The sequence below is a fragment of the Actinomadura sp. NPDC049382 genome (assembly GCF_040677125.1).
Lineage (GTDB): Bacteria > Actinomycetota > Actinomycetes > Streptosporangiales > Streptosporangiaceae > Spirillospora > Spirillospora geliboluensis.
The window spans coordinates 21,786-45,953 of sequence record NZ_JBFARO010000061.1 but is presented as its reverse complement, the minus strand read 5'-3'; the positions used below and the strand labels follow the sequence as shown (position 1 = coordinate 45,953).

The 24,168-nt window shown below is 74.0% G+C and carries 27 protein-coding genes and 1 tRNA gene; 17 read left to right on the top strand and 11 right to left on the bottom strand.

Going from position 1 to position 24,168, the window contains the following annotated elements:
* From AB0K34_RS28920 to mnhG, 7 genes are all read left to right on the top strand, one after another.
* Positions 1–989, top strand: a 989-nt coding sequence (locus tag AB0K34_RS28920) for a WD40 repeat domain-containing protein (RefSeq protein ID WP_364552089.1), incomplete at its 5' end; no start/stop codon positions are given.
* A gap of 92 nt (positions 990–1,081) precedes the next feature.
* Positions 1,082–3,871, top strand: a complete 2,790-nt coding sequence (gene mbhE / locus AB0K34_RS28915) for a hydrogen gas-evolving membrane-bound hydrogenase subunit E (protein WP_364552087.1) — start codon at positions 1,082–1,084, stop codon at positions 3,869–3,871.
* On the top strand, positions 3,868–4,296 hold the full coding sequence (locus tag AB0K34_RS28910) for a Na(+)/H(+) antiporter subunit C (RefSeq protein ID WP_138639442.1): 429 nt from the start codon (positions 3,868–3,870) through the stop codon (positions 4,294–4,296). The genes mbhE and AB0K34_RS28910 overlap by 4 nt, the downstream gene beginning before the upstream one ends.
* Entirely contained in the window at positions 4,293–5,816 is a 1,524-nt protein-coding gene (locus AB0K34_RS28905; protein WP_364552085.1) for a Na+/H+ antiporter subunit D, read from the top strand. The genes AB0K34_RS28910 and AB0K34_RS28905 overlap by 4 nt, the downstream gene beginning before the upstream one ends.
* Entirely contained in the window at positions 5,813–6,364 is a 552-nt protein-coding gene (locus AB0K34_RS28900; RefSeq protein ID WP_364552083.1) for a Na+/H+ antiporter subunit E, read from the top strand. Before AB0K34_RS28905 ends, AB0K34_RS28900 begins: the two co-directional genes overlap by 4 nt.
* Positions 6,361–6,645 carry a monovalent cation/H+ antiporter complex subunit F gene (locus AB0K34_RS28895; RefSeq protein ID WP_138639439.1) on the top strand — a complete coding sequence of 95 codons (285 nt, stop codon included), beginning with the start codon at positions 6,361–6,363 and terminating at the stop codon, positions 6,643–6,645. Before AB0K34_RS28900 ends, AB0K34_RS28895 begins: the two co-directional genes overlap by 4 nt.
* Positions 6,642–6,965 (top strand): monovalent cation/H(+) antiporter subunit G, encoded by a 324-nt coding sequence (gene mnhG / locus AB0K34_RS28890; RefSeq protein ID WP_138639438.1) that lies wholly within the window; start codon positions 6,642–6,644, stop codon positions 6,963–6,965. Before AB0K34_RS28895 ends, mnhG begins: the two co-directional genes overlap by 4 nt.
* Positions 6,966–7,003: 38 nt before the next feature.
* Here mnhG and AB0K34_RS28885 read toward each other — a convergent pair whose 3' ends face one another.
* Positions 7,004–7,186: a hypothetical protein gene (locus AB0K34_RS28885; RefSeq protein ID WP_138639437.1), complete on the bottom strand. Its 183-nt coding sequence runs from the start codon at positions 7,184–7,186 to the stop codon at positions 7,004–7,006.
* A gap of 47 nt (positions 7,187–7,233) precedes the next feature.
* Between AB0K34_RS28885 and AB0K34_RS28880 the strand changes: the two genes are divergently transcribed.
* Together AB0K34_RS28880 and AB0K34_RS28875 are read left to right on the top strand one after the other, a co-directional pair.
* Positions 7,234–8,409: a sensor histidine kinase gene (locus AB0K34_RS28880; protein ID WP_364552080.1), complete on the top strand. Its 1,176-nt coding sequence runs from the start codon at positions 7,234–7,236 to the stop codon at positions 8,407–8,409.
* Positions 8,397–9,011: a response regulator transcription factor gene (locus AB0K34_RS28875; RefSeq protein WP_364552078.1), complete on the top strand. Its 615-nt coding sequence runs from the start codon at positions 8,397–8,399 to the stop codon at positions 9,009–9,011. The genes AB0K34_RS28880 and AB0K34_RS28875 overlap by 13 nt, the downstream gene beginning before the upstream one ends.
* Before the next feature lie 104 nt (positions 9,012–9,115).
* Here the strand turns inward: AB0K34_RS28875 and AB0K34_RS28870 are convergent, their stop codons facing one another.
* Entirely contained in the window at positions 9,116–9,946 is an 831-nt protein-coding gene (locus tag AB0K34_RS28870; protein WP_364552076.1) for a siderophore-interacting protein, read from the bottom strand.
* 11 nt (positions 9,947–9,957) lie between these two features.
* A complete protein-coding gene (locus AB0K34_RS28865) occupies positions 9,958–10,983 on the bottom strand; it encodes an ABC transporter substrate-binding protein (RefSeq protein ID WP_364552074.1) in 1,026 nt (341 codons plus the stop codon).
* Positions 10,984–11,061: 78 nt separating this feature from the next.
* Here AB0K34_RS28865 and AB0K34_RS28860 point away from each other — a divergent pair, with 78 nt between their 5' ends.
* The 5 genes from AB0K34_RS28860 (at position 11,062) to AB0K34_RS28840 (ending at position 16,056) form a co-directional block, all read left to right on the top strand.
* Entirely contained in the window at positions 11,062–12,129 is a 1,068-nt protein-coding gene (locus tag AB0K34_RS28860; RefSeq protein WP_240808277.1) for an iron ABC transporter permease, read from the top strand.
* Positions 12,126–13,175 (top strand): iron chelate uptake ABC transporter family permease subunit, encoded by a 1,050-nt coding sequence (locus AB0K34_RS28855; protein ID WP_138639432.1) that lies wholly within the window; start codon positions 12,126–12,128, stop codon positions 13,173–13,175. The genes AB0K34_RS28860 and AB0K34_RS28855 overlap by 4 nt, the downstream gene beginning before the upstream one ends.
* Positions 13,176–13,985, top strand: a complete 810-nt coding sequence (locus tag AB0K34_RS28850; protein WP_364552072.1) for an ABC transporter ATP-binding protein — start codon at positions 13,176–13,178, stop codon at positions 13,983–13,985.
* Positions 13,986–14,071: 86 nt separating this feature from the next.
* Positions 14,072–15,538, top strand: a complete 1,467-nt coding sequence (locus tag AB0K34_RS28845) for an MFS transporter (protein ID WP_364552070.1) — start codon at positions 14,072–14,074, stop codon at positions 15,536–15,538.
* A complete protein-coding gene (locus tag AB0K34_RS28840) occupies positions 15,535–16,056 on the top strand; it encodes a MarR family transcriptional regulator (RefSeq protein WP_364552068.1) in 522 nt (173 codons plus the stop codon). Before AB0K34_RS28845 ends, AB0K34_RS28840 begins: the two co-directional genes overlap by 4 nt.
* An 18-nt stretch (positions 16,057–16,074) precedes the next feature.
* Here the strand turns inward: AB0K34_RS28840 and AB0K34_RS28835 are convergent, their stop codons facing one another.
* The 5 genes from AB0K34_RS28835 to AB0K34_RS28815 are packed head-to-tail and all read right to left on the bottom strand — an operon-like array spanning position 16,075 to position 20,914.
* A complete protein-coding gene (locus AB0K34_RS28835; protein WP_138640968.1) occupies positions 16,075–17,343 on the bottom strand; it encodes an ABC transporter substrate-binding protein in 1,269 nt (422 codons plus the stop codon).
* Positions 17,340–18,440, bottom strand: a complete 1,101-nt coding sequence (locus AB0K34_RS28830; protein WP_364552065.1) for a branched-chain amino acid ABC transporter permease — start codon at positions 18,438–18,440, stop codon at positions 17,340–17,342. The genes AB0K34_RS28835 and AB0K34_RS28830 overlap by 4 nt, the downstream gene beginning before the upstream one ends.
* A complete protein-coding gene (locus AB0K34_RS28825; protein ID WP_364552062.1) occupies positions 18,433–19,323 on the bottom strand; it encodes a branched-chain amino acid ABC transporter permease in 891 nt (296 codons plus the stop codon). The genes AB0K34_RS28830 and AB0K34_RS28825 overlap by 8 nt, the downstream gene beginning before the upstream one ends.
* Positions 19,320–20,111 (bottom strand): ABC transporter ATP-binding protein, encoded by a 792-nt coding sequence (locus AB0K34_RS28820; protein ID WP_138640965.1) that lies wholly within the window; start codon positions 20,109–20,111, stop codon positions 19,320–19,322. Before AB0K34_RS28820 ends, AB0K34_RS28825 begins: the two co-directional genes overlap by 4 nt.
* Positions 20,108–20,914, bottom strand: a complete 807-nt coding sequence (locus AB0K34_RS28815; RefSeq protein WP_138640964.1) for an ABC transporter ATP-binding protein — start codon at positions 20,912–20,914, stop codon at positions 20,108–20,110. Before AB0K34_RS28815 ends, AB0K34_RS28820 begins: the two co-directional genes overlap by 4 nt.
* Positions 20,915–21,075: 161 nt before the next feature.
* Between AB0K34_RS28815 and AB0K34_RS28810 the strand changes: the two genes are divergently transcribed.
* Positions 21,076–21,774, top strand: a complete 699-nt coding sequence (locus AB0K34_RS28810; protein ID WP_364552058.1) for a neutral zinc metallopeptidase — start codon at positions 21,076–21,078, stop codon at positions 21,772–21,774.
* 32 nt (positions 21,775–21,806) lie between these two features.
* Positions 21,807–22,175, top strand: a complete 369-nt coding sequence (locus tag AB0K34_RS28805; RefSeq protein WP_364552055.1) for an STAS domain-containing protein — start codon at positions 21,807–21,809, stop codon at positions 22,173–22,175.
* Here AB0K34_RS28805 and AB0K34_RS28800 read toward each other — a convergent pair.
* Together AB0K34_RS28800 and AB0K34_RS28795 are read right to left on the bottom strand one after the other, a co-directional pair.
* Complete coding sequence (locus AB0K34_RS28800) at positions 22,165–22,458, bottom strand: MTH1187 family thiamine-binding protein (RefSeq protein WP_138640961.1); 294 nt, start codon at positions 22,456–22,458, stop codon at positions 22,165–22,167. The genes AB0K34_RS28805 and AB0K34_RS28800 overlap by 11 nt on opposite strands.
* Before the next feature lie 12 nt (positions 22,459–22,470).
* Complete coding sequence (locus AB0K34_RS28795) at positions 22,471–22,863, bottom strand: hypothetical protein (RefSeq protein WP_364552052.1); 393 nt, start codon at positions 22,861–22,863, stop codon at positions 22,471–22,473.
* 60 nt (positions 22,864–22,923) lie between these two features.
* On the opposite strand from AB0K34_RS28795, the gene AB0K34_RS28790 reads away from it, so the two are divergent.
* Positions 22,924–23,697 (top strand): enoyl-CoA hydratase-related protein, encoded by a 774-nt coding sequence (locus AB0K34_RS28790; protein ID WP_364552049.1) that lies wholly within the window; start codon positions 22,924–22,926, stop codon positions 23,695–23,697.
* Between the two features lie 249 nt (positions 23,698–23,946).
* On the opposite strand, the gene AB0K34_RS28785 is transcribed toward AB0K34_RS28790, so the two are convergent.
* Positions 23,947–24,020 (bottom strand) — tRNA-Ile (locus AB0K34_RS28785).
* Positions 24,021–24,168: the final 148 nt, after the last annotated feature.

Below are 24,168 nucleotides of genomic sequence, written 5' to 3'. Positions count from 1 at the left end.
CCGCCCTCGCCGCGCACACCCCCGCCGACGACATCGCGATCGTCGCGGTCGGCTGCGACGGCATCCCCAAGGACGAGGCCGTCGTGCTGGTGAAGGGCTACCTCGACGACAAGGCGCCCGCCAACGCCCTGAGCGGCCACACCGAGGACGTGCAGGCGGTGGCGTTCAGCCCGGACGGCAAGACGCTGGCGTCGGGCGGCGAGGACCACACGGTGCGGCTGTGGGACGTGGCCGGCGAACGTCCCGTCGCCGTCTTCGACGACTACCAGGACAAGGTCTACGCGGTGGCGTTCAGCCCGGACGGCCGGCTCCTCGCGGCCGGGGGCTCCGGCGGCAAGGTGCAGCTGTGGGACCTGGGCACCAGGCGCGCCGTCGCCGCCCTCGACAACGACGGCGTCCACATCGGTGACCTGGCGTTCAGCCCGGACGGCAAGACCCTCGCCGTCGCGGGCGACGGCGGCGCGACCGTGAAGCTGTGGAACGTGTCCGGCCGGCGCGTGGTCGCCCAGTACGGGAACAGCGCGTGGAACGGCGACTCGGTGGTGTTCAGCCCGGACGGGACGATGCTCGCCGCGACCGGCAACTCCTCTCCGACGATGCTGTGGAACGTGCGGACCAAACGCCTCATCAGCAGCTTCGACAATTCCACCGCCCTGGCGGTCGCGTTCAGCGGGGATGGCAAGACCCTCGCCGTCGGCGGGCAGGACGGCAAGGTGAACCAGTGGAGCACGGCCACCAAGCGCGTGACCGGTACGTTCACCGACGCCGGCAACTGGGTCCAGTCGCTCGCCTACAGCCGCGACGGGAAGTACCTCGCCGCCGGTGACGCCGACGGCACGACATGGGTGTGGGACCTGGCCACCAACAAGGCCACCGCCTTCAAGGTCCGCGTGGCGGCGGTGATGTCCGTCGCGTTCAGCCCGGACGGCGGGACGGTGGCCAGCGCGCACCGCTACGACCACAAGGTGCGGCTCTGGAAGGCCCCCTGACGGCCCCCTGACGCGTCCGGTCCTTCGTTTCGGGAACGCTGGTCGGGTAGATCGCCTGCAGACGTGCCTTGGGGGAGGGGGCTGCGGGCGGCATGCTGGCGCTGGTCGGAATCTATGCCGTCGCGGCCGTCGCCGTCCCCTGGGCACTGGGGCGCCACCGGCGGACGATGGCGTGCGCCGCCGCGCTGCCGCCCGCCGCCACGGCCGTCTGGGCGGCGGCCCGGGCCGGGCAGGGGGAGCTGACGACCCGGGTCGTCTGGGCCGCCGACCTCGGCCTGGAGTTCGACTTCCGGCTGGACGCCCTGGCCGCCGTGATGCTGCTGCTGGTGGGCGGGGTCGGGGCCGTCGTCCTGTGCTACTCGGGGTGGTACTTCGAGCGGTCCGAGCGGCTGATGACCGGGACGCTGGTGGCGTTCGCGGGGGCGATGACGGGGCTGGTGCTCGCCGACAACCTGCTCGTCCTGTACGTGTTCTGGGAGCTCACCACCGTCAGCTCGTTCATCCTCATCGGGCACACGCGGCCGGACCGGACCGCCGACCGGCGGGCCGCCACCCAGGCGCTGCTGACCACCACGGCGTTCGGGCTGGTCATGCTCGTCGGGTTCGTGGTGCTGGGGCAGGCCGCGGGCACCTACCGGATCTCGGCGCTGGTCGCGGACCCGCCGGGCGGGACCCCCGCGCAGGTGGGCGCGGTGCTGGTGCTGCTCGGCGCGTTCGCCAAGTCCGCGCAGGTACCGCTGCACGCCTGGCTGCCGGCCGCGATGGTCGCGCCGACGCCGGTGAGCGCCTACCTGCACGCGGCGGCGATGGTGAAGGCGGGCGTCTACCTGGTGGCGCGGCTCGCGCCGGGCTTCGCCGGGGTCGACCCGTGGCGGCCGCTGGTGCTGGCCGTGGGGCTGCTGAGCCTGCTGGTCGGCGGCGTCGTCGCGCTACGGCAGGACGATCTCAAGCGGCTCCTCGCGTACGGGACGATCAGCCAGCTCGGCTTCCTCATGGTGCTGCTCGGCGACGGGTCGCGGACGGCGGCCCTCGCCGGTGCGGCGCTGCTGCTCGCCCACGGGCTGTTCAAGGCGCCGCTGTTCCTGGCGGTCGGCGCCGTCGAGCACCGCACCGGGACGCGGCGCGCGGACCACCTGTCGGGCGCCGGGCGGCGGCTGCCGGTGCTGGCGGTCGCGGCGACGGCGGCGATCGCGTCCATGATCGGGATCCCGCCGTTCCTCGGCTTCGTGGCGAAGGAGGTGGCCTTCAAGGCGTTCGCGCACGGCGGCCTGGACCTCGCCGTCCTCGCGGGCGTGGTCGCGGGGTCGGCGCTGACCGTGGCCTACGGGGTTCGGTTCCTGCACGGCGCCTTCTCCGGCGGGACGGAGGAGGAGCCGGCCGATCCCTGGGGCCTGGTCGTGCCGGTCGTGCTGCTGGCCGCGGCGGGGTTCGCCGCCGGGCTCGTCCCGGGAACGATGCAGGCGCTGATCGGGCCGTACGCCGAGACGCTGCCGGGACCCGGCTACGAGCTGTCGCTGTGGCACGGGCTCGGGGTGCCGATCGCGATGTCGGCGGTCGCGCTGGTGGTGGGCGCCGGCCTGTACGCGGCGTTCGGACGGACGTTCCCCGGCAGGGCCACGCGGTGGTGGCACCCCGACGCCCAGCGCGCCTACGACGCCGTCATCGGGGGGACCATGAGCGGCGCGCACGCGGTGACGCGGCGGCTGCAGACCGGGTCGCTCCCGGCGTACCTCGGCGTGATCGCGGTGATGGTGCTGCTCGTGCCGGGCTCGGTGCTCGTGGCCGGGCTCGTCCGCGGCACCGGTCCGGACCCGCCGGCGGGCTGGCCGCGGGCCTGGGCCGACCCGGCGCAACTCGTGCTGGCGGTGGTCGTGATCGCGTGCGCCATCGCGGCGCGGTGGGCGCGCGGCCGGCTGTCGGCCGTGGTGCTGCTGTCGGGCGTGGGGTACGGCATGGCGGGGCTGTTCGTCCTGCACGGCGCGCCCGACCTCGCGCTCACCCTCGTGGTTGTGGAGACGTTGACGCTGCTCATGCTCGTGCTGGTGCTGCGGCGCCTCCCGGAGCGGTTCCCGCCCTACCTGCGCAAGCGGTCCGCGCGCCTCGCGACCGGCGTCATCAGCCTCTGCATGGGCGGGTTCGTCGCGCTGTTCCTGGTGGCGGCGTCGCTGAGCCGGAGCGCGCCGCCGGTCGGCCCCGGCTACACGCGGCTCGCGGTGCAGGAGCACGTGAAGAACGTGGTGAACCTGATCCTGGTCGACCTGCGCGCGCTCGACACGCTGGGCGAGATCGCCGTGCTGGCCGCGACCGGGATGGGCGTCGCGAGCCTGGTGCTGACCGGGCCGGGCGCGCGGCCGCCCGGTCCGGCGCGGGAGCAGCGGAGCCGCTGGCTCGCGACGCCCGGCCGGCCCCCGCTCGGCGGGTCCTCGGTGGTGCTGGAGGCGGCGGCGCGGCTGCTGGCCCCGACGGTCCTGGTGTTCTCGGTGTACCTGTTCTTCGCCGGGCACGGCCGTCCGGGCGGCGGGTTCGTTGGCGGCCTGGTGGCGGGCATGGCGTTCGTGCTGCGCTACCTGCCGGGCGGGCGGCGCGAGCTCGCCGCCGCGCTGCCCGTCCGCCCCGCCCTGCTGCTCGGCGGCGGGCTCGGCATCGCGGTCGCGGCGGGCGCGGGCGGCTGGGCGTCCGGCGGGGAGTTCCTGCGGTCGGTGCACCTCGGGGGGACGGTGCCGGTGCTCGGGCACGTCGAGCTCCCCACCAGCCTGTTCTTCGACGCGGGCGTCTACCTGCTGGTGCTCGGGCTGGTGCTGACGATCCTCAGCACGCTCGGGGCGAGCCTGGAGGATCCGGACGAGGAGCTGAACCAAGAGCCGGAGGGGGAGCCGTCGTGACCGGGCCCGGCATCCTGCTCGTGGTGGTCGTCGCGGTGCTGTTCGCGACCGGGTTCGACCTGCTGATGCAGCGGTCCCTCATCCGGATCGTGATCGGCTTCAGCCTGCTCGGCCACGGCGCCAACCTCCTGCTGCTGCTCGCCGGCGGACCCGCGGGGACGCCGCCGCTGCTCGGCGCGAAGGGCCCGGACGGTCCCGCCGACCCGCTCCCGCAGGCGATGGCGCTGACCGCGATCGTCATCACCTTCGGCGTCACCGCGTTCCTGCTGGCCATGGCCTACCGGAGCCGGCAGCTGCGCGGCGGCGACGAGGTCCCCGACGACGTCGAGGACCGCCGGATCTGCACCGAGCGGCGCCGCCGCGGCGAGGCCCCCGGCGGCACCCCGCTGGAGCAGGAGAACCCGGGACCGGAGGACGGCGCGTGAACGTCCTCGTCCCGCTGCCGTTCGCGCTGCCGCTGCTCGGCGCGGCACTGGCGGTGCTGGCCCGCCGCCGGAGCACCTGGCTGCGGATCCTCGCCCCGCTGTTCGCCGCCGGCGGCGTCGCCGCCTGCGCCGGGCTGGTCGCGGCCGTGGCGCGGGACGGGATCCTCGCCGTCCAGCTGGGCGGGTGGGCGGCGCCGCTCGGCATCACTCTCGTCGCCGACCGGCTGTCGGCGCTGCTGCTCGCGGTGTCCGCGACCGTGCTGCTGGCGATCATGCTGCACGCCGTGGGGGAGGGCGCCGGCGGGCTCGGCGGGGACGAGCCCGGCGTGTTCTACCCCGCCTACCTCACGCTGACCGCCGGGGTCAGCCTCGTCTTCCTCGCCGGGGACCTGTTCAACCTCTTCGTCGGGTTCGAGGTCATGCTGGCGTCGAGCTATGTCCTGATAACGCTGACCCCGACCGGGGAGCGGGTGCGGGCCGGGATGACCTACACGGTCGTCAGCCTCACGTCCTCGATCCTCTTCCTCACCGCGCTCGGCCTCACGTACGCGGCGACCGGCACGGTGAACCTCGCCGACCTGGCGACGCGGACCCCGGACCTGCCCGGCGCCACCCGCACCGCGCTCGCGCTGCTGTTCCTGGTGGTGTTCGGCATCAAGGGCGCGATCGTGCCGATGCACCTGTGGCTGCCCGACAGCTACCCGGTGGCGCTCACCAAGGTGACCGCGGTGTTCGCGGCGCTGCTGACGAAGGCCGCCGTGTACGCGCTCATCCGCGTGGAGACGCTGGTGTTCCCCCGCGAGCGGGCGTCCTGGCCGATGCTCGTCCTCGCCGCCGCGACGATCCTCGTCGGCACCCTCGGTGCGCTGACGCACGACGACATCCACCGGGTGTTCTCGTTCGTCCTCGTCGGGCACATCGGCTACATGCTGTTCGGGCTCGCCCTGTTCGACGTCGCGGGCCTCACCGGCGCGATCCTGTACCTCGTCCACCACATCGTCGTGCAGGCGACGCTGTTCCTGGTGAGCGACCTCATCCAAGGGCATACGGGAGAGACGTCGCTGCACAGGCTCGGCGGGCTCGCGGGCCTGTCCGCGTTCATCGCCGTGCTGTTCTTCATCCCCGCGATGAGCGTCAGCGGCGTCCCGCCGACCTCCGGGTTCGTCGCGAAGCTCGCGCTGTTCCAGGCCGGTGTCGGCTCCGGGAGCCTCCTGGCGTACGCCGTCACGGGCGTGGCCGTGCTGGGCAGCGTCCTCACCCTCATGGCGATGAGCCGGATCTGGACGCTCGGGTTCTGGCGCCCCCGCCCGGACGAGGCGGACGAACCGCCGCCGCCCGACGCGTCCTACACGAAGGGCGGTGCGCGGCTCATGAAGTCGGTGACCGCCGTCCTGGTCGTCGCGGGGCTCCTCATCGCGGTGTTCGCGGGCCCGCTCGCCGCCTGGAGCCGGCACGCCGCCGGCGACCTCGTCGACACCAGCGCTTACCGGCACGCCGTCCTGGACGGGGGCCGGCCGTGAGCACGCGCGCGCGCCGCCTCGTCTCCCGGCTGGGCATGGCCGGATGGCTGTTCGCGGTGTGGCTGCTGCTGTGGGGGCGGGCCGACCCGCTCATCGTGGTCGGCGGCGCCGTCGTCGTCATCGCCGTCTACCTGGTGAGCCGGCTGCCGGCCGTGCCCACCATCAAGCGGATCCGGCCGCTGTGGCTCGCCGTGGCGCTCGCGGAGTTCGCCTGGGACCTGCTCGTCTCCAGCCTGGTCATCGCCCGCCACGCCCTCTACCGGCCGCGCGCCGTGCGGGGCGCCATCGTCGAGGTGAACGCCCGGACGCGCTCCGAGCTCATCCTGCTGGCCGTCACGACGAGCATCTCGCTGCGCCCCGGCACGCTGCTGGTCGACCTCGACTGGGACCGGCACCTGCTGCGGATCCACGCCATGCCCGCCGGCTCGCGGAAGGAGGCGGACGCCGCGCGGAAGGGCGTGCTCCGCACCGAGCACCGGCTCATGCGCGCCCTCAGGACGTCCGAGGACGCGGCCGAAGAAGACGTCTCCACCAGGGAGGACCGATGAGCATCGTCTACGACGCGGCGCTGGCGCTGCTGGGCGCCGCGTTCCTGCTGACGGCCGTGCGGCTCGTCCGGGGCCCGTCCACGTTCGACCGCATCATGGCGCTGGACGTCCTGGCCGTGCTGCTGGTGAGCGGCATCGCCGTGCACACCGCGGTGCACAAGGAATCCGCGAACGCCACGATCCTCGTGGTGATCGCGCTGATGGGGTTCGTGGGGTCGGTCAGCGCCGCCCATCTCGCGGCGGCGCGGGCGGAGCGCCGGGAGCGGGGGGAGCGGGCATGACCACCGCCGTCTCCGCCGTCCTGCTGCTCGCCGGCGCGGCGTTCTGCGCGGTCGGCGCGCTCGGCATGCTCCGCTTCCCCGACCTGCTCACCCGGCTGCACGCCGCGACGAAGCCGCAGACGATCGGGCTGCTGCTCGTGCTCGCCGGTGTCGCGCCGCGGGCCGACTCGGTCACGGCCGCCGCGCCGCTGCTGCTCGTCGCCGTCTTCCAGCTGATCACCGCCCCGGTCACCGCGCAGACGATCGCCGGCGCGGCCTACCGCGCCGGCGTCATCGACCCCGCGACCCTCGCCCTGGACGAGACCGGCCGCGCGACCTGACCGGGGACACCCGCCCCCGCTGGGCGTCCCGTGAAGGTTCAGCTCTGCGGGTCGCGGCGGGCGACCATGCCGGAGCAGCCCCAGCCGAGGCCGATCAGGACGGCGCCCAGGGACGCGACGACGCCGACCGCCGGGACGTCCAGCGCGGACAGCAGCGCGATCACGAGGCCGTAGAGGACGGTGAGGGTGAAGAGGGCCCGCCGGACGGTGTTCTTGTTCATGGCCACGAGCCTGCCGTGACCTGGAGAGCAGTAGTATCCACCGGTCGGTGGACAAAGGGGTGCGGGTGGACGAGGCCGGGGAGCCCGTGGCGCGGGCGGAGAACGTCTGGCGCCGCTCCTACCCGCTCTGGGACGCCTACTTCGCGATGGTGCTGGTCGGGACCGTGGCCGCGACCGCCGCCGACGAGCTGCCGCCGGGGCGGCGGGCCGCGGCGATCGCGCTGCTCGTCCTGCTGAGCGTGGCGTACGCGGCGATCGGGAGGGCGGCGCTGCGGTCGCAGGAGGTGCCGCGGCCCGGCTGCAAAATCTACGCCGTCGCGCTGGTCTGCATGTTCGTGCCCGCGACGCTGCTGGCGCCGGTGACGGCGACGGGCCTCGCGGCGCTGGCGCCGCAGGTCTACATGATGTACGGGGCGGCGCGCGGCTTCGCGCTGATGCTGGTGCTGTTCTCCGGCCCGGTCGGGCTGGGGCTGGCGGAGTCCGGGGCGAGCACGGCGATGACGGCGGTGGTCGTGGCGGCGGGCCTCGCGTGCAGCCTGCTGCTCGCGGTGTTCATCGGGCGCCTCGGCCACCAGAACGCCGAGCGGCTGCGGCTCATCGAGGAGCTCGACCGGACGCGCGGCGAGCTGGCGGAGGTGTCCCGCGAGGCGGGGATGCTCGCCGAGCGGGAGCGGCTCTCCCGCGACATCCACGACACGATCGCGCAGGGCTTCACCTCGATCACGATGCTGCTGCAGGCGGCGGAGGCCGAGGTCGGGCCGAACCGGCACGTGGAGCTGGCGCTGCGGACCGCGCGCGAGAACCTCGCCGAGACGCGCGGCCTCGTCGCCGCGCTGGCGCCGCCCGCGCTGGACGGCGGCTCGCTGGTGGAGGCGCTGCGCCGGCTGGCCCGCGACTTCGACCTGCCCGTCGACCTGGCCGTGACGGGCGAGCCCCGGCCGCTGGACGCCGTCGAGGTCGTGCTGCTGCGGGTGACGCAGGAGGCGCTCGCGAACGTCCGCAAGCACGCCGCCGCCGGCGCGGTGCGGGTGGAACTGGACTACGGCGACCCGGTGCGGCTGGCCGTCGCCGACGACGGGCGCGGGTTCGCGCCCGGCGAGGTCGAGCGCGGCTTCGGGCTGCGCGGCATGCGGACCCGGGTCGAGCGCGCCGGCGGGACGTTCGCCGTCGCCGCCACCACCGGCGGGACCCGGATCGAGGTGGCGGTGCCGTGCTCCGCGTGATGATCGTCGACGACCACCCGATCGTCCGGGAGGGGCTGCGCGGGATGCTCGCCGCCGAGCCGGACATCGAGGTGGCGGGGGAGGCCGCGTCCGGGGACGAGGCCGTCGCGCTGGTGCCCCGCGTCCGGCCGGACGTCGTGCTGATGGACCTGCGGATGCCGTCCGGCGACGGCGTGAGCGCGATCGAGCGGCTGCCCGGCCACCGGATCCTGGTGCTGACGACGTTCCAGGACGACGCCGACATCGTCCGCGCGATCGAGGCGGGCGCGGCGGGCTACCTGCTGAAGGACGCCTCGCGCGCCGACCTCGCCGCCGCCGTGCGGGACGCCGCGGCGGGCCGCCGCGTCCTGTCCCCCGAGGTGTCGGCACGCCTCACGGCGGTGGACCAGACCCCCGCGCCGCCCGTCCTGTCGGCGCGCGAGGCGGAGGTGCTCGCGCTCGTCGCGGAGGGCCTCACCAACGCCCAGATCGGTGAGCGCCTCTACATCGGCCAGGCGACGGTGAAAACCCACTTGCTGCGCATCTTCACCAAACTCGGCGTCTCCGACCGCACCGCCGCCGTCATGACCGCCCTCCAGCACGGCCTCATCCCCGCCCCCTGACTCATTTCGTCTTCGCGTCCGCGGAATGGCGCGCGTTCGCGCGGCGGGCGAAGAGCGGCGGGTTCGACCTGCGCTGACCCGCCGCGTCCCGCTTCCGCGCCGGCCTACTCCTCGGTGGCGGGGCTGCCGCCGGCCTCGTATTCGGCGAGGAGGTCCTCCTCGGAGGCGCCGCGGCGCCAGTAGCCGGTGAACGTGACGGCGCGGCGGTCCATGCCGCGCTCGTTCACCAGGTGCCGGCGCAGCGCCTTCACCACGGCGGACTCGCCCGCGATCCACGCGTAGGCGCCGTCCGGGATCTTCGCGTCGCGGACGGCGTCCAGCAGGCCGCCGGGGGAGACCCAGGTGACCTCCGCGTCGGCGGCGGTGGGCATGTCCTGCCGGTCCTCGGGGTGCGGGACGTCGACCCAGACCTGGGCGGGCGTCCCGGCGGGCAGCCAGGCGAGGTTGCCCGCGACGGCGGGCAGCGCGGTCAGGTCGCCCGCGATGACGACCGGCGCGCCCGGCGGCGGCCGGAAGTCGAAGCCGCCGTTGTCGGGGCCGGTCGGCCCGAGGATCGTCACGCGGTCGCCCGGGGCGGCCTTCGCCGCCCACCGGCCGGCGGGGCCGGACGCGCCGTCCATGTGCAGCGCGAAGTCGACGTCCAGCTCACCGGGCCGGTACTCGCGGACGGTGTAGGAGCGCATGATGCCGCGCTCGGCCGGGTCCAGCGCCCGCCAGTCGGCGAACCAGGTGGCGCCGTCGCTGTTCTCCGGCATGACGGGGGCGTCCTGGTGCGGGTGCGGCAGGAACACCTTGAACCGCTGGTCGCGGCCGCCGGTCGCGAAGCCGTCGAGGGACGCGCCGCCGAAGGTGATCCGCGCCATGGACGGCCCGAGCCGCACGGACCGGACCACGTGCACGTCGAAGAAGGCGTAGGGGTGGGCCGGAGTCGTCATCGTGCCGCCTTTCAGCCGAGCTTCTTCGCGGACTGCAGGGCCGCGGCGACCGCTTCGAGGAGCGGCGCGCAGCCCTCGTAGGAGAAGCGGGGCTCCGGCTGCCACGGGATGACCTGGCCGGCCTTCACCGCGGGCAGTTCCTGCCAGGACGGCTTGGAGCCGAGGTCCTTGGGCTGGAGCGCCTGCGTCCGGGAGTCGAGCAGGATGAGGTCCGCCTTGTACTTGTCGGCGTTCTCCCAGCTCAGGTTCTCGAAGTAGTCGTCGGCGCCCAGCTTGTCCGGGAGGATCAGGTCGACGCCGAGCTCCTTGTAGTAGATGAGGTCGGTGTTCTTGTTCGGGCTGGAGGCGTAGAACAGGTCGGGGCTCGCGGACGCGGCGAGCACCTTCAGGCCGGGCTTGGCCTCGGCCGCCGCGCGCACCGCCTCGGCGGCCTTCTCGAACCGGGCCTTGGCGGCGGTGACCTTCGCGGCCTTCAGGTCGGCGCCGAGCGCGGCGGCGAGGGCGGCGGTCCGCTCGATCGGCTTCGGCAGCGGGACGGACCCGGCCGCGACGGCGACGCTCGGCGCCAGCGCGTAGATCTTGTCCTTGCTCTCCTCGGGGACGTAGAAGAGGTCGCCCGGGATGAACATGTTGTCGACGAGCAGCTCGGGGCGGAGCGCGGCGTACTTCTCGATGTTGAACTCGCCGTACGCGTTGCCGATGATCTCCAGCCGGTCGACGGGCAGGTTCCCGGCCTGCGGGTCGGGCTTGCCGTCCTTGAGCTTCGTCGGGCCGAACACGCCGACGAGCTGCTTGTCGATGCCGAAGTCGTAGAGGGCGGCGGCGGTCGCGACGTAGCCGACGACGCGCTGCGGGCGGTTCTTGAGGTCCACCTTCGTGCCGCGGTCGTCGGTGAACGTCCAGGCACCGCCGGGGGAGGCGGTGCCGCCCGCGCCGTCGTCGCCGCCGCAGGCGCTGATCAGGGCCCCGAGGGCGACGGCGCCGCCGGCTCCGAGGAAGCCGCGGCGGGTGAGGTGGCGGGCACCGGTATTCGACATTTCGGGCGATCTCCAAGAATCAACTACAGTGATCGGATAGTGGGCCGATCAAGACTTAGGTTAACCTAACCTAAGATCTTGTCCAGAGGGGGCCCGCAGGTGCTGTCGACCACGCCGCCGCCGCTGCTCACCGAGCGGCCGGCCGATCCGCCGCACCGCTCGCGGCTGGCCGCCGGACTCCTCGCCGCGGTGCTGCTCCTGCTCACGACCGCCGTGCTGAGCCTCGCGGTCGGCGCCAAGCCGCTGTCGCTCGCGGAGGCGTGGGACGGGCTGTTCGACCCCGGCTCGGCCGCCTACACGGTCGTCCACGACATGCGCCTCCCGCGCACCCTGCTCGGCCTGCTCGCCGGGACGGCGCTCGGGCTCGCCGGCGCGGTGATGCAGGCGCTCACCCGCAACCCGCTCGCCGACCCCGGCATCCTCGGCATCAACGCGGGCGCGTCCGCCGCCGTCGTCACCGCCATCTCGTTCCTCGGCATCACCTCGTTCACCGGCTTCGTGTGGTTCGCGTTCGCGGGCGCCGGCGCGGTCGCCGTGCTGCTCTACGCGGTCGGCGGCGGGCGCGGCGCCACGCCCGCCCGGCTCGCGCTCGCCGGGTCCGCGCTGAACGCCGCGCTGTTCTCCTACGTCAACGCCGTGCAACTGCTGGACACCGCGTCCCTCGACCGGATGCGCTTCTGGACGGTCGGCTCCCTCGCCGCCGCGCAGCAGTACACGGTCGTCCGCGTCGCCCCGTTCGTCCTGGTCGGGCTGGTGCTCGCGCTGCTGCTCGCCCGCCCGCTCAACGCGATGGCGATGGGCGAGGACGCGGCCCGCGCGCTCGGCGCCGACCCCGGCCGCGCCCGCGTCGTCGCGATCGTCGCCGTCACGCTGCTGTGCGGCGCGGCGACGGCCGCCTGCGGGCCGATCATCTTCGTCGGGCTGATGGTGCCGCACCTCGTCCGCTCGCTGACCGGCCCGGACCTGCGGCGGCTGCTGCCGTTCTGCGCGCTCCTGTCGCCCGCGCTGATGCTGGCGGCGGACGTCCTCGGCCGCGTCGTCGTCCGGCCGTCGGAGCTGCAGGTCGGCATCGTGATGGTCGTCGCGGGCGGGCCCGTCTTCCTCTACTTCGTGAGGCGGCCGTTCGGGAAGGCGGTGGCGTCGTGAGCCGCGCACCCCGCGCAGCGGTCGTCCGGACGCCGGGCGGCGTGTCGTTCCGGTTCCACCCGCGCGCGTTCGCCGTCGCGGTGCTCTGCCTCGCCGTGGCGCTCGGCGCCGGGGTGCTGCTCATCGGCAGCGGCGACTTCCCGATGAGCCCCGCCGACGTCGTCGCGACCCTGTTCGGCCAGGGCACCCCCGCCGACTCGCTGATCGTCAACCAGATCCGGCTGCCGCGGGTGGCGGCGGCGCTCGCCGTCGGCGCCGCGCTCGGCCTGGGCGGCGCGATCTTCCAGTCGCTGACCCGCAACCCGCTCGGCAGCCCCGACATCCTCGGCTTCACCCAGGGCGCGGCGAGCGGCGTGCTCGCGGTGATCGTGCTGACCGGCGGCGGCACCCTCGCGGTCGCGGCGGGCGCGGCCGGCGGCGGGCTGCTCACCGGGCTGGTCGTGTGGGCGGCGGCGGGCCGGCGCGGCGCGCACGGCCAGCGGCTCATCCTCGTCGGCATCGGCGTCGCGGCGATCCTCACCGGCGTGAACGGCTACCTGCTCACCGAGGCGGACATCACCGAGGCCGCGCGCGCCGTGCTGTGGCTGACCGGCAGCCTGGACGGCCGCGACTGGGCGGACGCCGCACCGGCGATCGCGGGGCTCGCCGTCCTCGGGCCGCTCGTCCTCGTCGGCTGCGGGCGGGCGCTGCGGATGCTGGAGATGGGCGACGACGCCGCGCACGGCCTCGGCGTCCCCATCGAGCGGGTCCGGCTGATCATGCTGGCCGCGGCCGTGCTGCTCATCTCGCTCGCCGCGGCGGCGGCCGGGCCGGTCGCGTTCGTCGCGCTGACCGCGCCGCAGCTCGCCCGGCGCCTCACCCGCACGACCGGCCCCAACCTGCTGCCCGCGACGTGCATGGGGGCGGCGCTGCTGGTCGCCGCCGACTGGGTCGCGCAGCGCGCCTTCCCGGGACACCAGCTCCCGGTCGGCGTGGTGACCGGGCTCCTCGGCGGCGGGTACCTGGTCTGGCTCCTGGTGACCGAACGCAAGACGGGACGGATCTGAATGAAGGACGCGAACGCGCGGCTCACCGGCACGGGACTCACCCTCGCCTACGACAAGCGCACCATCACCGAGAACCTCGACGTGGCCGTGCCGGACGGGTCGTTCACCGTCATCGTCGGCCCGAACGCGTGCGGCAAGTCGACGCTGCTGCGGGCGCTCGCCCGGATCCTGAAGCCGGCCGCCGGGACGGTCGTGCTGGACGGCCGGCCGATCTCCGGCTGGCCCGCCAAGAAGCTCGCCCGCACGCTCGGGCTGCTGCCGCAGTCGTCCATCGCGCCGGAGGGCATCACGGTCGCCGACCTGGTGTCGCGCGGCCGGTACCCGCACCAGAGCCTGCTGCGGCAGTGGTCCCGGGAGGACGAGCGGGTCGTCGCCGAGTCGATGGCCGCGACCGGCGTCCAGGACCTCGCGGCCCGGCCCGTGGACGAGCTGTCGGGCGGGCAGCGGCAGCGCGTCTGGATCGCGATGGCGCTCGCCCAGCAGACCCCGCTGCTGCTGCTGGACGAGCCGACGACCTACCTCGACATCGCGCACCAGATCGAGGTCCTCGACCTGTGCGCGCGGCTGCACGAGGAGGGCCGCACGGTGGTCGCGGTGCTGCACGACCTGAACCACGCCGCCCGCTACGCCACCCACATGATCGCCATGCGGGAGGGCCGGATCGTCGCCGAGGGCGCCCCCGCCGCGGTCGTCACGTCCGAGCTGGTCGAGGAGGTGTTCCGGCTGCCGTGCCGGGTGATCGACTGCCCGGAGACCGGGACGCCGCTCGTCGTCCCTGCCGCGCGCACCCGGGTGCCCGCCCTGCACTGAACCGGCACTGAACCGGCGCGGGACCGGCACGCCGAGGATCGTTGTAGGCTTATAACCGTTATATGCCTACAACGAGTGGAGTGCCGGTGCCCGAGCTGAGCCACCGCCGCAGGCTCCTCGTGCTGGCCATCTGCTGCATGAGCCTGCTCATCGTCAGCCTCGACAACACCATCCTCAACGTCGCGCTGCCCACGCTCCAGCACGACTTCGGCAGCTCCCTGTCCGGCCTGCAGTGGACGATCGACGCGTACCTGATCGTCCTCGCCTCGCTGCTGATCCTGGCCGGCTCGACCGCCGACCGGATCGGGCGGCGGCGCGTCTTCCAGACCGGGCTCGCGCTGTTCGTCGCCGGGTCGGTGCTGTGCAGCCTCGCGCCGTCCCTCGGCTGGCTCGTCGGCGCTCGCGTCGTGCAGGCGGTCGGCGGGTCGATGCTCAACCCGGTCGCCATGTCGATCATCACGAACGTGTTCACCGAGCCGCGCGAGCGGGCCCGCGCCATCGGCGTCTGGGGCGGCGTCGTCGGGCTCAGCATGGCGATGGGCCCGCTCGTCGGCGGGCTGCTCGTCGACTCCGTCGGCTGGCGGTCGATCTTCTGGCTGAACGTGCCGATCGGGCTCGCCGCGCTCGCGCTCACCGCGCTGTTCGTCCCCGAGTCGCGCGCCCCGCGGCCGCGCCGCGCCGACCCGCTCGGCCAGGGGTACCTGATCGTCCTGCTCGGGACGCTCACCTACGCGATCATCGAGGCGCCGGGCCGCGGCCCGGACGACCCGGCCGTCCTCGGCGCCGCGCTGCTGGCCGCCGCGTCCCTCGCCGGGTTCGCCGTGCACGCGCTGCGCGCCCCCGAACCGCTGATCGACCTGCGCTTCTTCCGCAGCGTCCCGTTCTCCGGCGCGACGCTCATCGCCATCAGCGGGTTCGCGGCGCTCGGCGGGTTCCTGTTCCTCAACACCCTGTACCTGCAGAACATCCGGGGGCTGTCGGCGCTGCACGCCGGGCTGTACCTGCTGCCGATGGCCGCGATGACCGCCGTGTGCGGCCCGCTGTCGGGGCGGCTCGTCGGGAGCCGCGGCCCTCGGCTGCCGCTGCAGCTCGCCGGTGCGGCGATGCTGGCGAGCGCGCTGCTGTTCGCCGCGTTCGGCGCCGAGACCCATGACGCCACCCTGTTCGCGTCCTACGTCCTGTTCGGCATCGGGTTCGGGATGGTGAACTCGCCGATCACCAACACGGCCGTGTCCGGGATGCCGCGCGCCCAGGCCGGCGTCGCCGCCGCGGTCGCCTCCACCAGCCGGCAGGTCGGGCAGGCCCTCGGCGTCGCGGTGATCGGCGCGGTGCTCGCCGCCGGGACGGCCGGCGCGCCCGGCGCGGCCGCCTTCACCGCCGCGGCCCGCCCGGCATACTGGATCCTGACCGGATGCGCCGCCGCCGTCCTCGTGCTCGGCACGGCCACCACCGGCCGGCGGGCCGCCCGCAGCGTCGCGCGCGTCGCCGGCCTGTTCGACGCCGGCGATCCGGTGCCGGACGGATCCCCTGTGACGGGAGCGAGCGCCCGATGAGCACCCAACCCGCCGCCGAGCCGACCGCGCGCACCGAGCCCTCCGGCACCGCCCAGCCCTCCGGCACCGCCCAGCCCTCCGGCGCCGCCCAGCCCTCCACCGCAGAGACCGCCGCGCGGGCGTGGCGGAACCTCGGCGTCCTGCTGCACGAGCGGGGCGACCGGCGCCGCGAGGTCACCGAGGCGCTCGGCATGAGCTTCTTCCGGGTGAAGGCGCTGCGCCGCATCGCCGCCGCGCCCGCCCCGCTGCCGCTGCGCGACCTCGCCGAGCTGCTGCTCACCGACCGCCCCTACGTCACGCTCGTGGTGGACGACCTGGTCGGCCGCGGCCTGGTGGAGCGCAGCGCCAACCCCGCCGACCGCCGCTCCAAGCTCGTCACCGCGACGGAGGCCGGGCGCGCCGCGGCGGCGGAGGCCGAGCGCATCCTCAGCACCCCGCCGCCCGAGCTGCGCGCCCTCCCGGCCGAGGACCTCGCCGCCCTCGACCGGATCGCGGCCCGCCTGGTCGCCGGGGACTGAGCCCCGGCGACCGGCGGCCTAGGCCCCGGACGGGACCTTGTAGGTCTCGGCGGCCTCCGACTCCGTCGCCTCCCGCTCGACGACCATGCCGCCGAGCGCCTTGGCGTCCGTCCGCAGGATGTAGGTCTTGCGGGTGCCGGGCTCGTCCACCTTCGAGAAGTCCATCGGGGTGCCGTAGCCGCCGTCGTGCGCGGTCGTCGACCGGTGCGCCGCGATCACGCCCTCCCGGGTGAGGTCCTTGGACTGGCACGCCTTCTTGAGCGCGTCCCCGAAGATCACGGCGCCGGTGTAGCCGTTGACCACCGCGCTGTCGCGCGGCTGCCCCGGGTACTTCTTGCCGTAGTCGTCCGCCAGCTGCTTGATCAGGGGCAGGTCGGAGGAGATCGGCGCGCCCGCGCTGGCGAGGTAGAAGCCCTTCAGCAGGGCGGGCGCGGCCGGGGTCTGGAGCAGCTGCGGGGAGAACCCGGAGTTGCTCGCCACGATCGGCGCCATGATGCCCTTGGCACGCGCGACGCCCGCGAGCGACGCGGACTGCTTCGGCCCGGCGCTCATCAGGATCGCCGCGACGCCGGCCTCCTTCAGCGCCGAGACCTGCGCGGTCATGTCGTTGTCGGTCGCCTTGATCTTCTGCTCGACGATGGTGAGGCCGAGCTTGCCCGCCGCGTACTTGGACCCGGCGAGCGCGCTCTCGCCGTAGTCGCCCTCGAAGTACACGTGCCCGATCTTGTCGCCCTTCTTGATCCCCTTCTCCTTGGTGAGGAAGTCCAGGGCGTTGATCATGTCGACGTCGTACGTGGTGCCGGTGACCTGGATGTACTTGTTGCCGAGCAGCGTCGTCGACCACGCGTTCGGGATCACGAACATCTTGTCGGAGGTGATCCGCTGGTTGAGCGCCGTCACCATCGGCGACCCGACGAACTGCGCGAGGCCGATGACGCTCGACTGCATCTCGCTGTACCCCGCGACGGCCTTCTGCACGTCGTAGCCGTGGTCGCGGACGACCAGCTCGACCTTGCGGCCGCAGATCCCGCCCTGGGCGTTGACCTGCTCGAAGTACAGCTGCTGCGCCTGGGTGAGGCTCTTGCCGAGCGGCGCGTACACGCCGGTCAGGTCGGTCGCCGCGCCGACGCGGATCGTGTCGTCGGTGACGCCGGGGCCGGTCTTGACGCCGTCCGCGCCGGTGCCGCCGGAGCCGCCGGTGGCCTTGCCGCTGCAGCCGGACGCCAGGCCCAGCGGCAGCGCGACCGCCAGCGCGGCGACCGCCGTGAGACGTGCCGTTCGGTTCATGTGAATTGCTCCTCTTGGTCGAGTCGGGTGAGGGGACGGGCGGCCCGGCGCCGGGACGCGGCGGTGCGCAGCCGCGACCACGTCCCGGCCAGGCCGCCGGGCAGGAACAGCACGACGGCGACGACGGCGGCGCCGTACAGGATCCGGGCGGCCTCGGCGGGGGAGACCCCGGCGGAGCCCGGCGCGGCGACGAGCGGCAGGTCGTCGCCGAAGCGGGTGAGGAGCTGCGGCAGGACGGACACGAACACCGCCCCGGCGACGGCCCCGGCGGCGGTGCCGAGCCCGCCGATGACGATCATGGCGAGGTAGTCCAGCGACAGGAACATGCCGAAGTAGTCCGGGACGGTCCGCCGGAACGCCAGCGCGAGCAGCGCCCCGGCCGCCCCCGCGTACATCGACGACAGCACGAACACCCCGGCCCGGTAGCGCGCCACGGGCACGCCCATCACGGCCGCCGCCGTCTCGTGGTCGCGGATGGTGTTCATCGCCCGCCCCGGCCGGCCGCGCAGGATGCCGCGCGCGATCCACGCCGCCGGGAACAGCAGCAGGACGGCGAGGAACCACAGCCGCTCCAGCGCGCCCAGCGGCACGTTGAACAGCACCAGTTCCGGGGAGTCGTCGAAGCGGAACCCGGCGATCTCCAGCGGCGGGACGTCCCGGCCGTTGAACCCGCCGGTGACGGTCTCGGCGTTGAACAGCACGTGCTGCCCGATGAAGATCAGCGCCAGCGACGCGATGCCGAGGTAGACGCCGCGCAGCCGGCCGGCGATCGGGCTGAACAGCCCGCCCGCGACCCCGGCGAGGACGATCGCGCCGACGAACGCCAGCGGCGTCGGCAGGCCGAGGCCCGCCCCGTGCGGCCCCGAGTCGGACGCGAGGTACACGTACCCGTAGGCGCCGACCGCGAGGAAGAACGCGTGCCCCATCGACAGCTGCCCGGTCGCGCCGGTCAGCAGGTTCAGGCCGATGGCGCCGATCGCCGCCGACATCGCGAACAGGCCCGTCTGCAGCCAGAACGCGTCGAGGTAGAAGGGCAGGGCGAGCAGCACGAGGAGGCCCCCGGCCGCCGCCGCCAGGCGCAGCGGACGCTCAGACACGCGACAGCTCCCTCGTCCCGAACAGGCCCGCCGGCCGGATCAGCAGCACGGCGAGCATCACCAGGAACGGCGCCACCTCGCCGATGCCGCGGCCCATGAACGCGAGGTCGCCCTGGTAGCCGGTCGCCAGGGACTCGGTCAGCCCGACGATGAGGCCGCCGGCGAGCGCGCCCGTCGTCGAGTCGAGCCCGCCGAGGATCGCCGCCGGGAACGCCTTCATCGCCGCGAACGAGGTGCCGCGGTCCAGCCCCGGCGTGGGGAACACGGTGAGGAACAGCGCCGCGACCGCCGCGAGCGCGCCCGCGATCGCCCACGCGGCCAGCGAGACCCGCGACAGCCTGACGCCCATCAGCGCCGCCGTCTCCCCGTCCTCGGCCGCCGCCCGCATCGCCACGCCCCACGAGGTGTAGCGGAACGCCAGCAGGAACGCCGCGATCAGCACGGACGCGACGGCGAACGCGGCGATGCGGGTCTGTGCGAGGCCGACGCCCGCCACGTCCACGATCTTGTTCTGCCAGGGGTCGCCCATCGACAGGACCTGCGTGCCGATCTCCCGCGTCAGCGCCGTCGTCAGCACGATGTCGACGCCGATCGTCACGATCGCGAGCACCGCGTGGTCCTCCACCCGGGCCCGGCGCAGCACCACCAGCTCCACCAGCACGCCCGCCACCGCCGCCCCGGCGATGCCCGCGCCGAGCGCCGGCAGGAAGCCGATGTCGTCGTGCAGGACCGCCGTGACATAGCCGCCCACGAGCAGCAGCGACGCGTGCGCGAAGTTGACCACCTCGGTGGCCTTGAAGATGATCACGAAGCCGAGGGCGATCAGCGCGTACACCGACCCCGCCGAGACCCCGTTGACCACCAGCTCGATGAACGTGCTCAAGGGTTTCCCTCCGAATCCGCGGGGACGTGCGCAGCGCCGAGGTAGGCGCGGACCACGGCCGGGTCCCGCTGCACCGCCTCGGGCGCGCCGCCCGCGATGCGCTTGCCGAAGTCCAGGACGGTGACCTCGTCGGCCAGCCGCATGACCATCCCCATGTCGTGCTCGACCAGCAGGACGGAGACGCCGAGGTCGGCGCGGACCCGGGCGATGACGCCGGCCATCCGCCGCCGCTCGGCGCCGTTCATCCCGGCGACGGGCTCGTCCAGGAGCAGCAGCCGGGGCTCCATCGCCAGCGCGCGCGCCAGCTCGACCCGCTTCTGGACGCCGTAGGACAGCAGCCCCACCGGCGCCGCCAGATGCTCGGCGACCCCGACGAACCGGGCGATGTCGCGGACCCGCGCCCGGTGCCGGGCGTCCTCGCGGCGCGCCCGCGGCAGCCGCAGCCCCGCCGACACGAACCCGGCCCGGGTGAGCCGGTGCCGCCCGAGCATCAGGTTGTCCTCGACGGTCAGGTGCCGCGACAGCGCGATGTTCTGGAACGTCCGGGCCACGCCGAGCGCCGCGATCCGGTGCGGCGGCAGCGCGGTCAGCTCCGCGCCGCCGAACCGGACGCTGCCCCCGCTCGCCCGGTACACCCCGGACAGCACGTTGAAGCACGTCGACTTGCCCGCGCCGTTCGGCCCGATGACCGCGTGCACGCTCCCGGCCGCGACGGTGAACCCGACCCCGTCCAGCGCGGTCAGCCCGGCGAACCGCACGGTGAGCCCCTCCACCACCAGGTCGCTCATCCGACCCACCGCTCCAGCGACGGCGGCGGCACGGACTCGTCCCCGCCCTCGTCGCCGTCGTCCTCGCCGCCGACGCCGAGGTAGCGCCGCCGGACCTCGTCGCTCGCGGCGAGTTCCGCCGACGGCCCGTGCAGCGCGACCGCGCCGACCTCCAGCACGTGCGCGGACGACGACAGCTCCAGCGCCAGCGCCGCGTTCTGCTCGATCAGCAGGATCGCCGTGCCCTGGAGGTTGATCTCCCGGACGGTCTCGGCGATCCGCTCGGCCATCAGCGGCGCGAGGCCGAGCGTGGGCTCGTCCAGCAGCAGCACCGACGGGCACGCCATCAGCGCCCGCCCGATCGCGAGCATCTGCTGCTCGCCGCCGGACAGCAGCCCGGCCCGCTGCCGGGCCCGCTCGGCGAGCACCGGGAACAGCTCCAGCACCCGCCCGTGCGCCTTGGCCGCGGCGGCGCGGCCGGGCGCCCCGAGCGCGCCCGCCCGCAGGTTGTCCTCCACGCTGAGCCGGCCGAACACCCGCCGCCCCTCCGGGACCTGCACCACCCCGGCCGCCACGACGGTGGCCGGGTGCAGCCCGATGAGGGACCGGTCGCCGAGCCGGACCGTGCCGGTGTCCACCGCCCCCCGGTGGAACGGGAGCGTGCCGGAGATGGCCCGCAGCAGCGTGGTCTTGCCGGCCCCGTTCGCGCCGAGCACGGCCGTGACCGCGCCCGCCGGGACGTCCAGCGACACGCCGCGCAGGGCCCGGACGGCCCGCCCGTAGCTCACCGACAGATCGCGGACCACGAGGGTCCCGTTCGCCATTCGCCCCTCCCGAAGTTCGTGTGGCGGGCAGCCCAGCACGGGCCGCCGACCTGCGTCTACGGGCCCGGGGCAAGACGTGGCGGGAGTCCAACCGAAGGTCGTTCGGGTTGTGCGGCGAGCACAGTTCGACCCTCCGCGCCCGCCCATGCGTATGTCCCGGTATGAGGGAGTCGAGGCGCGCGGGAGCGGCGGCCGCGGCGGTGCTCGCGCTGACGGCGGCGTGCCAGTTCCAGGTCCGCCCGCCCGGCCCGGCCGCCGTGGCACCCGCCCAATCGCGGCCCGTGCCGAGGGCGTTCGACGAGGCGGGTTTCCAGGAGGACCTGCGCACCGCCGAGCAGACGACCGACGACTACTGGCGCCGCCACTGGGACGAGCTGTTCACCGGCTCGTACGGCTCACCGCGCGTGGTCGGCCTCTACGACGGCCGCGACCAGGGCACCGCCCCGCTCTGCGGCGACGAACGCCTGACGAGCGACAACGCCGCCTACTGCCCGGACGGCGACTACGTGGCGTGGGACGCGCACCTCATGCGCTCGGGCTACGCGCGCGGCGACGCGTGGGTGTACCTGGTGATCGCGCACGAGTGGGGCCACGCGATCCAGGCGCGGCTCCGCCGCGGCCTGGTGTCGCCCGCCGCCGAACTCCAGGCCGACTGCCTGGCCGGCGCGGTCCTGTACGGCTCGTCCGACGACGGGACGCTGCGGTTCGAGGACGGCGACGAGCAGGAACTCGTGGACGCGTTCCAGGTCATCGGCGACGGGGCCCCGTGGACGAAGCCGGGCGACCACGGCACGGCCGTGCAGCGGCTGCGCAGCTTCTCCCGCGGAGGTGAGAACGGCGTAAGCGCCTGCTTCACCTGACGGGAGACCGCGGCGCGCACCATCATGGCGTCATGAGCGTCGCCGATCTGGTCGTCATCGAGGGCGACCGCCACACCACGGCCCTCCTGTCCGGAGAGCTGGATCGGGCATCGTGCTCCGACGTCCGGCCGCGGCTGCGGGCACTGGCCCACCGCCCGCTCGTCCTCGACCTGTCCGGGCTCACCTTCATCGACGTGGACGGGTTGCGCATGGTCCACCAGTGCGCCCGCGTCTGCGAGGCGGCGGGGGCGGCCCTGGCCCTGGTGGGCGCGAACCCGTTCACGGCCAAGCTGTTCCGCCTCTTCGGCCTGGGCGTCCCCCTGTGCGCCTCGGAGGAGGAGGCGCTGTGGTGCCTGCTGCCGCCGACCGACGACGACATCCAGGACTGGCTCAACGGCTGAGGTGGCGCTCCACCGACGCGACCTTGGCGTCGAGGGCCCCCGTGACCCCCGGCCGGATGTCGGCCTTGACCACGAGCCCGACCCTCGGCGCACGCGCCGCCACGGCGTCCGTCGCGCGCTTCACGACGTCCATGACCTCGTCCCATTCGCCTTCGATCGTGGTGAACATGGCGTCGGTCCGGTTCGGGAGGCCGCTCTCCCGCACGACCCGGACCGCTTCGGCGACGAGTTCGCCGACCTCCTCACCCGCACCGAGCGGCGTCACCGAGAACGCGACGAGCATCGTGCACCTCCGTCAAGGCTGGACGACCTGCCTCACCACGATCTCATCCAGCCGCCGCTCGACGATCACCCCCACCGGCCAGTCGCGCACGAGGCACCGCAGCAGCGCCGCCTCGTGCTCGGCGAACGAGGGGTCGCAGCCCTGCTGCTCAAGGCTGGACCGGATGGCCATGACGTAGTCGGCCTCGGTGAACCCGGGGACGTCCCGCACCATCGCGGTCGTGGTGGCGCGGTGCGAGTTGAGCCCGGCGAACGAGCGGCCGCAGCCGCAGCCGCCGTCGGGGTCGCCCCGGTCGCGGGCGCACACGAGCCCGATGTGCACCAGTTCCCCTTCGACGCACCAGTCGAAGTCGTTGTCGCGCAATCCCTGGCCGGCGTTGGTGGCGGTGAGCAGCTTCAAGGCCATACCCCCTCGGTCCTCGGACCCGCCCACCGTACGAGGCGGGTCTGACATAACGTCGATGTCATGAGCGATGACAAAGACGTCCTGGTTCAGCGCGACGGCCCGTTCACCACGATCACGATGAACCGGCCCCGCCGCCGCAACGCCCTCTCGAAGGCGTTTCTCAAGGACCTGACCGACGCGTTCCACCACGTCGGGGCTACGGACGCCCGCGGGGTGATCCTGGCCGCGAACGGCCCGGTCTTCTCCGCGGGCCACGACTTCGCCGACATGGCCGGCGCGTCCCACGCCGACGTCCGCGACCTGCTCCAGGTCTGCACGGATCTGATGCGGACGATCCAGTCCGTCCCGCAGGTGGTCGTGGCGCGCGTGCACGGCCTGGCGACCGCCGCCGGCTGCCAGCTGGTGGCGAGCTGCGACCTGGCCGTGGCCGCGGAGAGCGCCGGCTTCGCCGCCCCCGGCGGCAAGGGCGGCTGGTTCTGCCACACGCCCCTGGTGGCGATCTCGCACAACATAGGCCGCAAGAGGGCCGCCGAAATGGCCCTCACCGGCGAGATCGTCGACGCCGCCACGGCAGCCGACTGGGGCCTGATCAACTACGCCGTCCCCGGCGAGGACCTGGACAAGGTGACCCGGGAGCTCCTCACCCGAGCGACCCAGGGCAGCCCCCGAAGCAAGGCCCTCGGCAAACAGGCCATGTACGCCCAACTGGACCGCCCAGAACAAGACGCCTACGCCTACGCGATCGAGGTAATGGCCGCCTCCAGCCAAACCCCGGAGGCCCAAGAGGGCATGACGGCCTTCCTGGAGAAACGCCACCCCACCTGGCCCGCCTAACCAGAACCCCCAAACCCACACACGGACCCAAGCCACAAGGGGCCAAGAGCCGAAGCCCCAAAACCCACGCGCCGACCCAAGCCACAAGGGGGCAAGGGGCGGAGCCCCAAAACCTACGCGCGGGCCCAAGCCACAAGGGGGGCGTGGGGGCGGAGCCCCCACATCGGGGGTCCGGGGGTCGCCCCCCGGGAAGGCATTGCGAAAGAGGCAAGGTCCGCGCTCTCCGCGGACACACCTCCCCCACCTCTGTAGGGCGGGCGGGACTCGAACCCGCGACCGGGAGATTATGAGTCTCCTGCTCTGACCAGCTGAGCTACCGCCCCGTGGCCGTTCCCCCGGTGGCGGTGGGGGTTTTGCCGCGTGCAATCTTAGCGGTGGAGGGTGCGGGCGGGCGGTGTGATGTCCTCCTTTTGGCGGGCGGATGTCATACCTGGAGGCGAGTGACGGCCGTGGTGACCGGTCGGTAGGGTC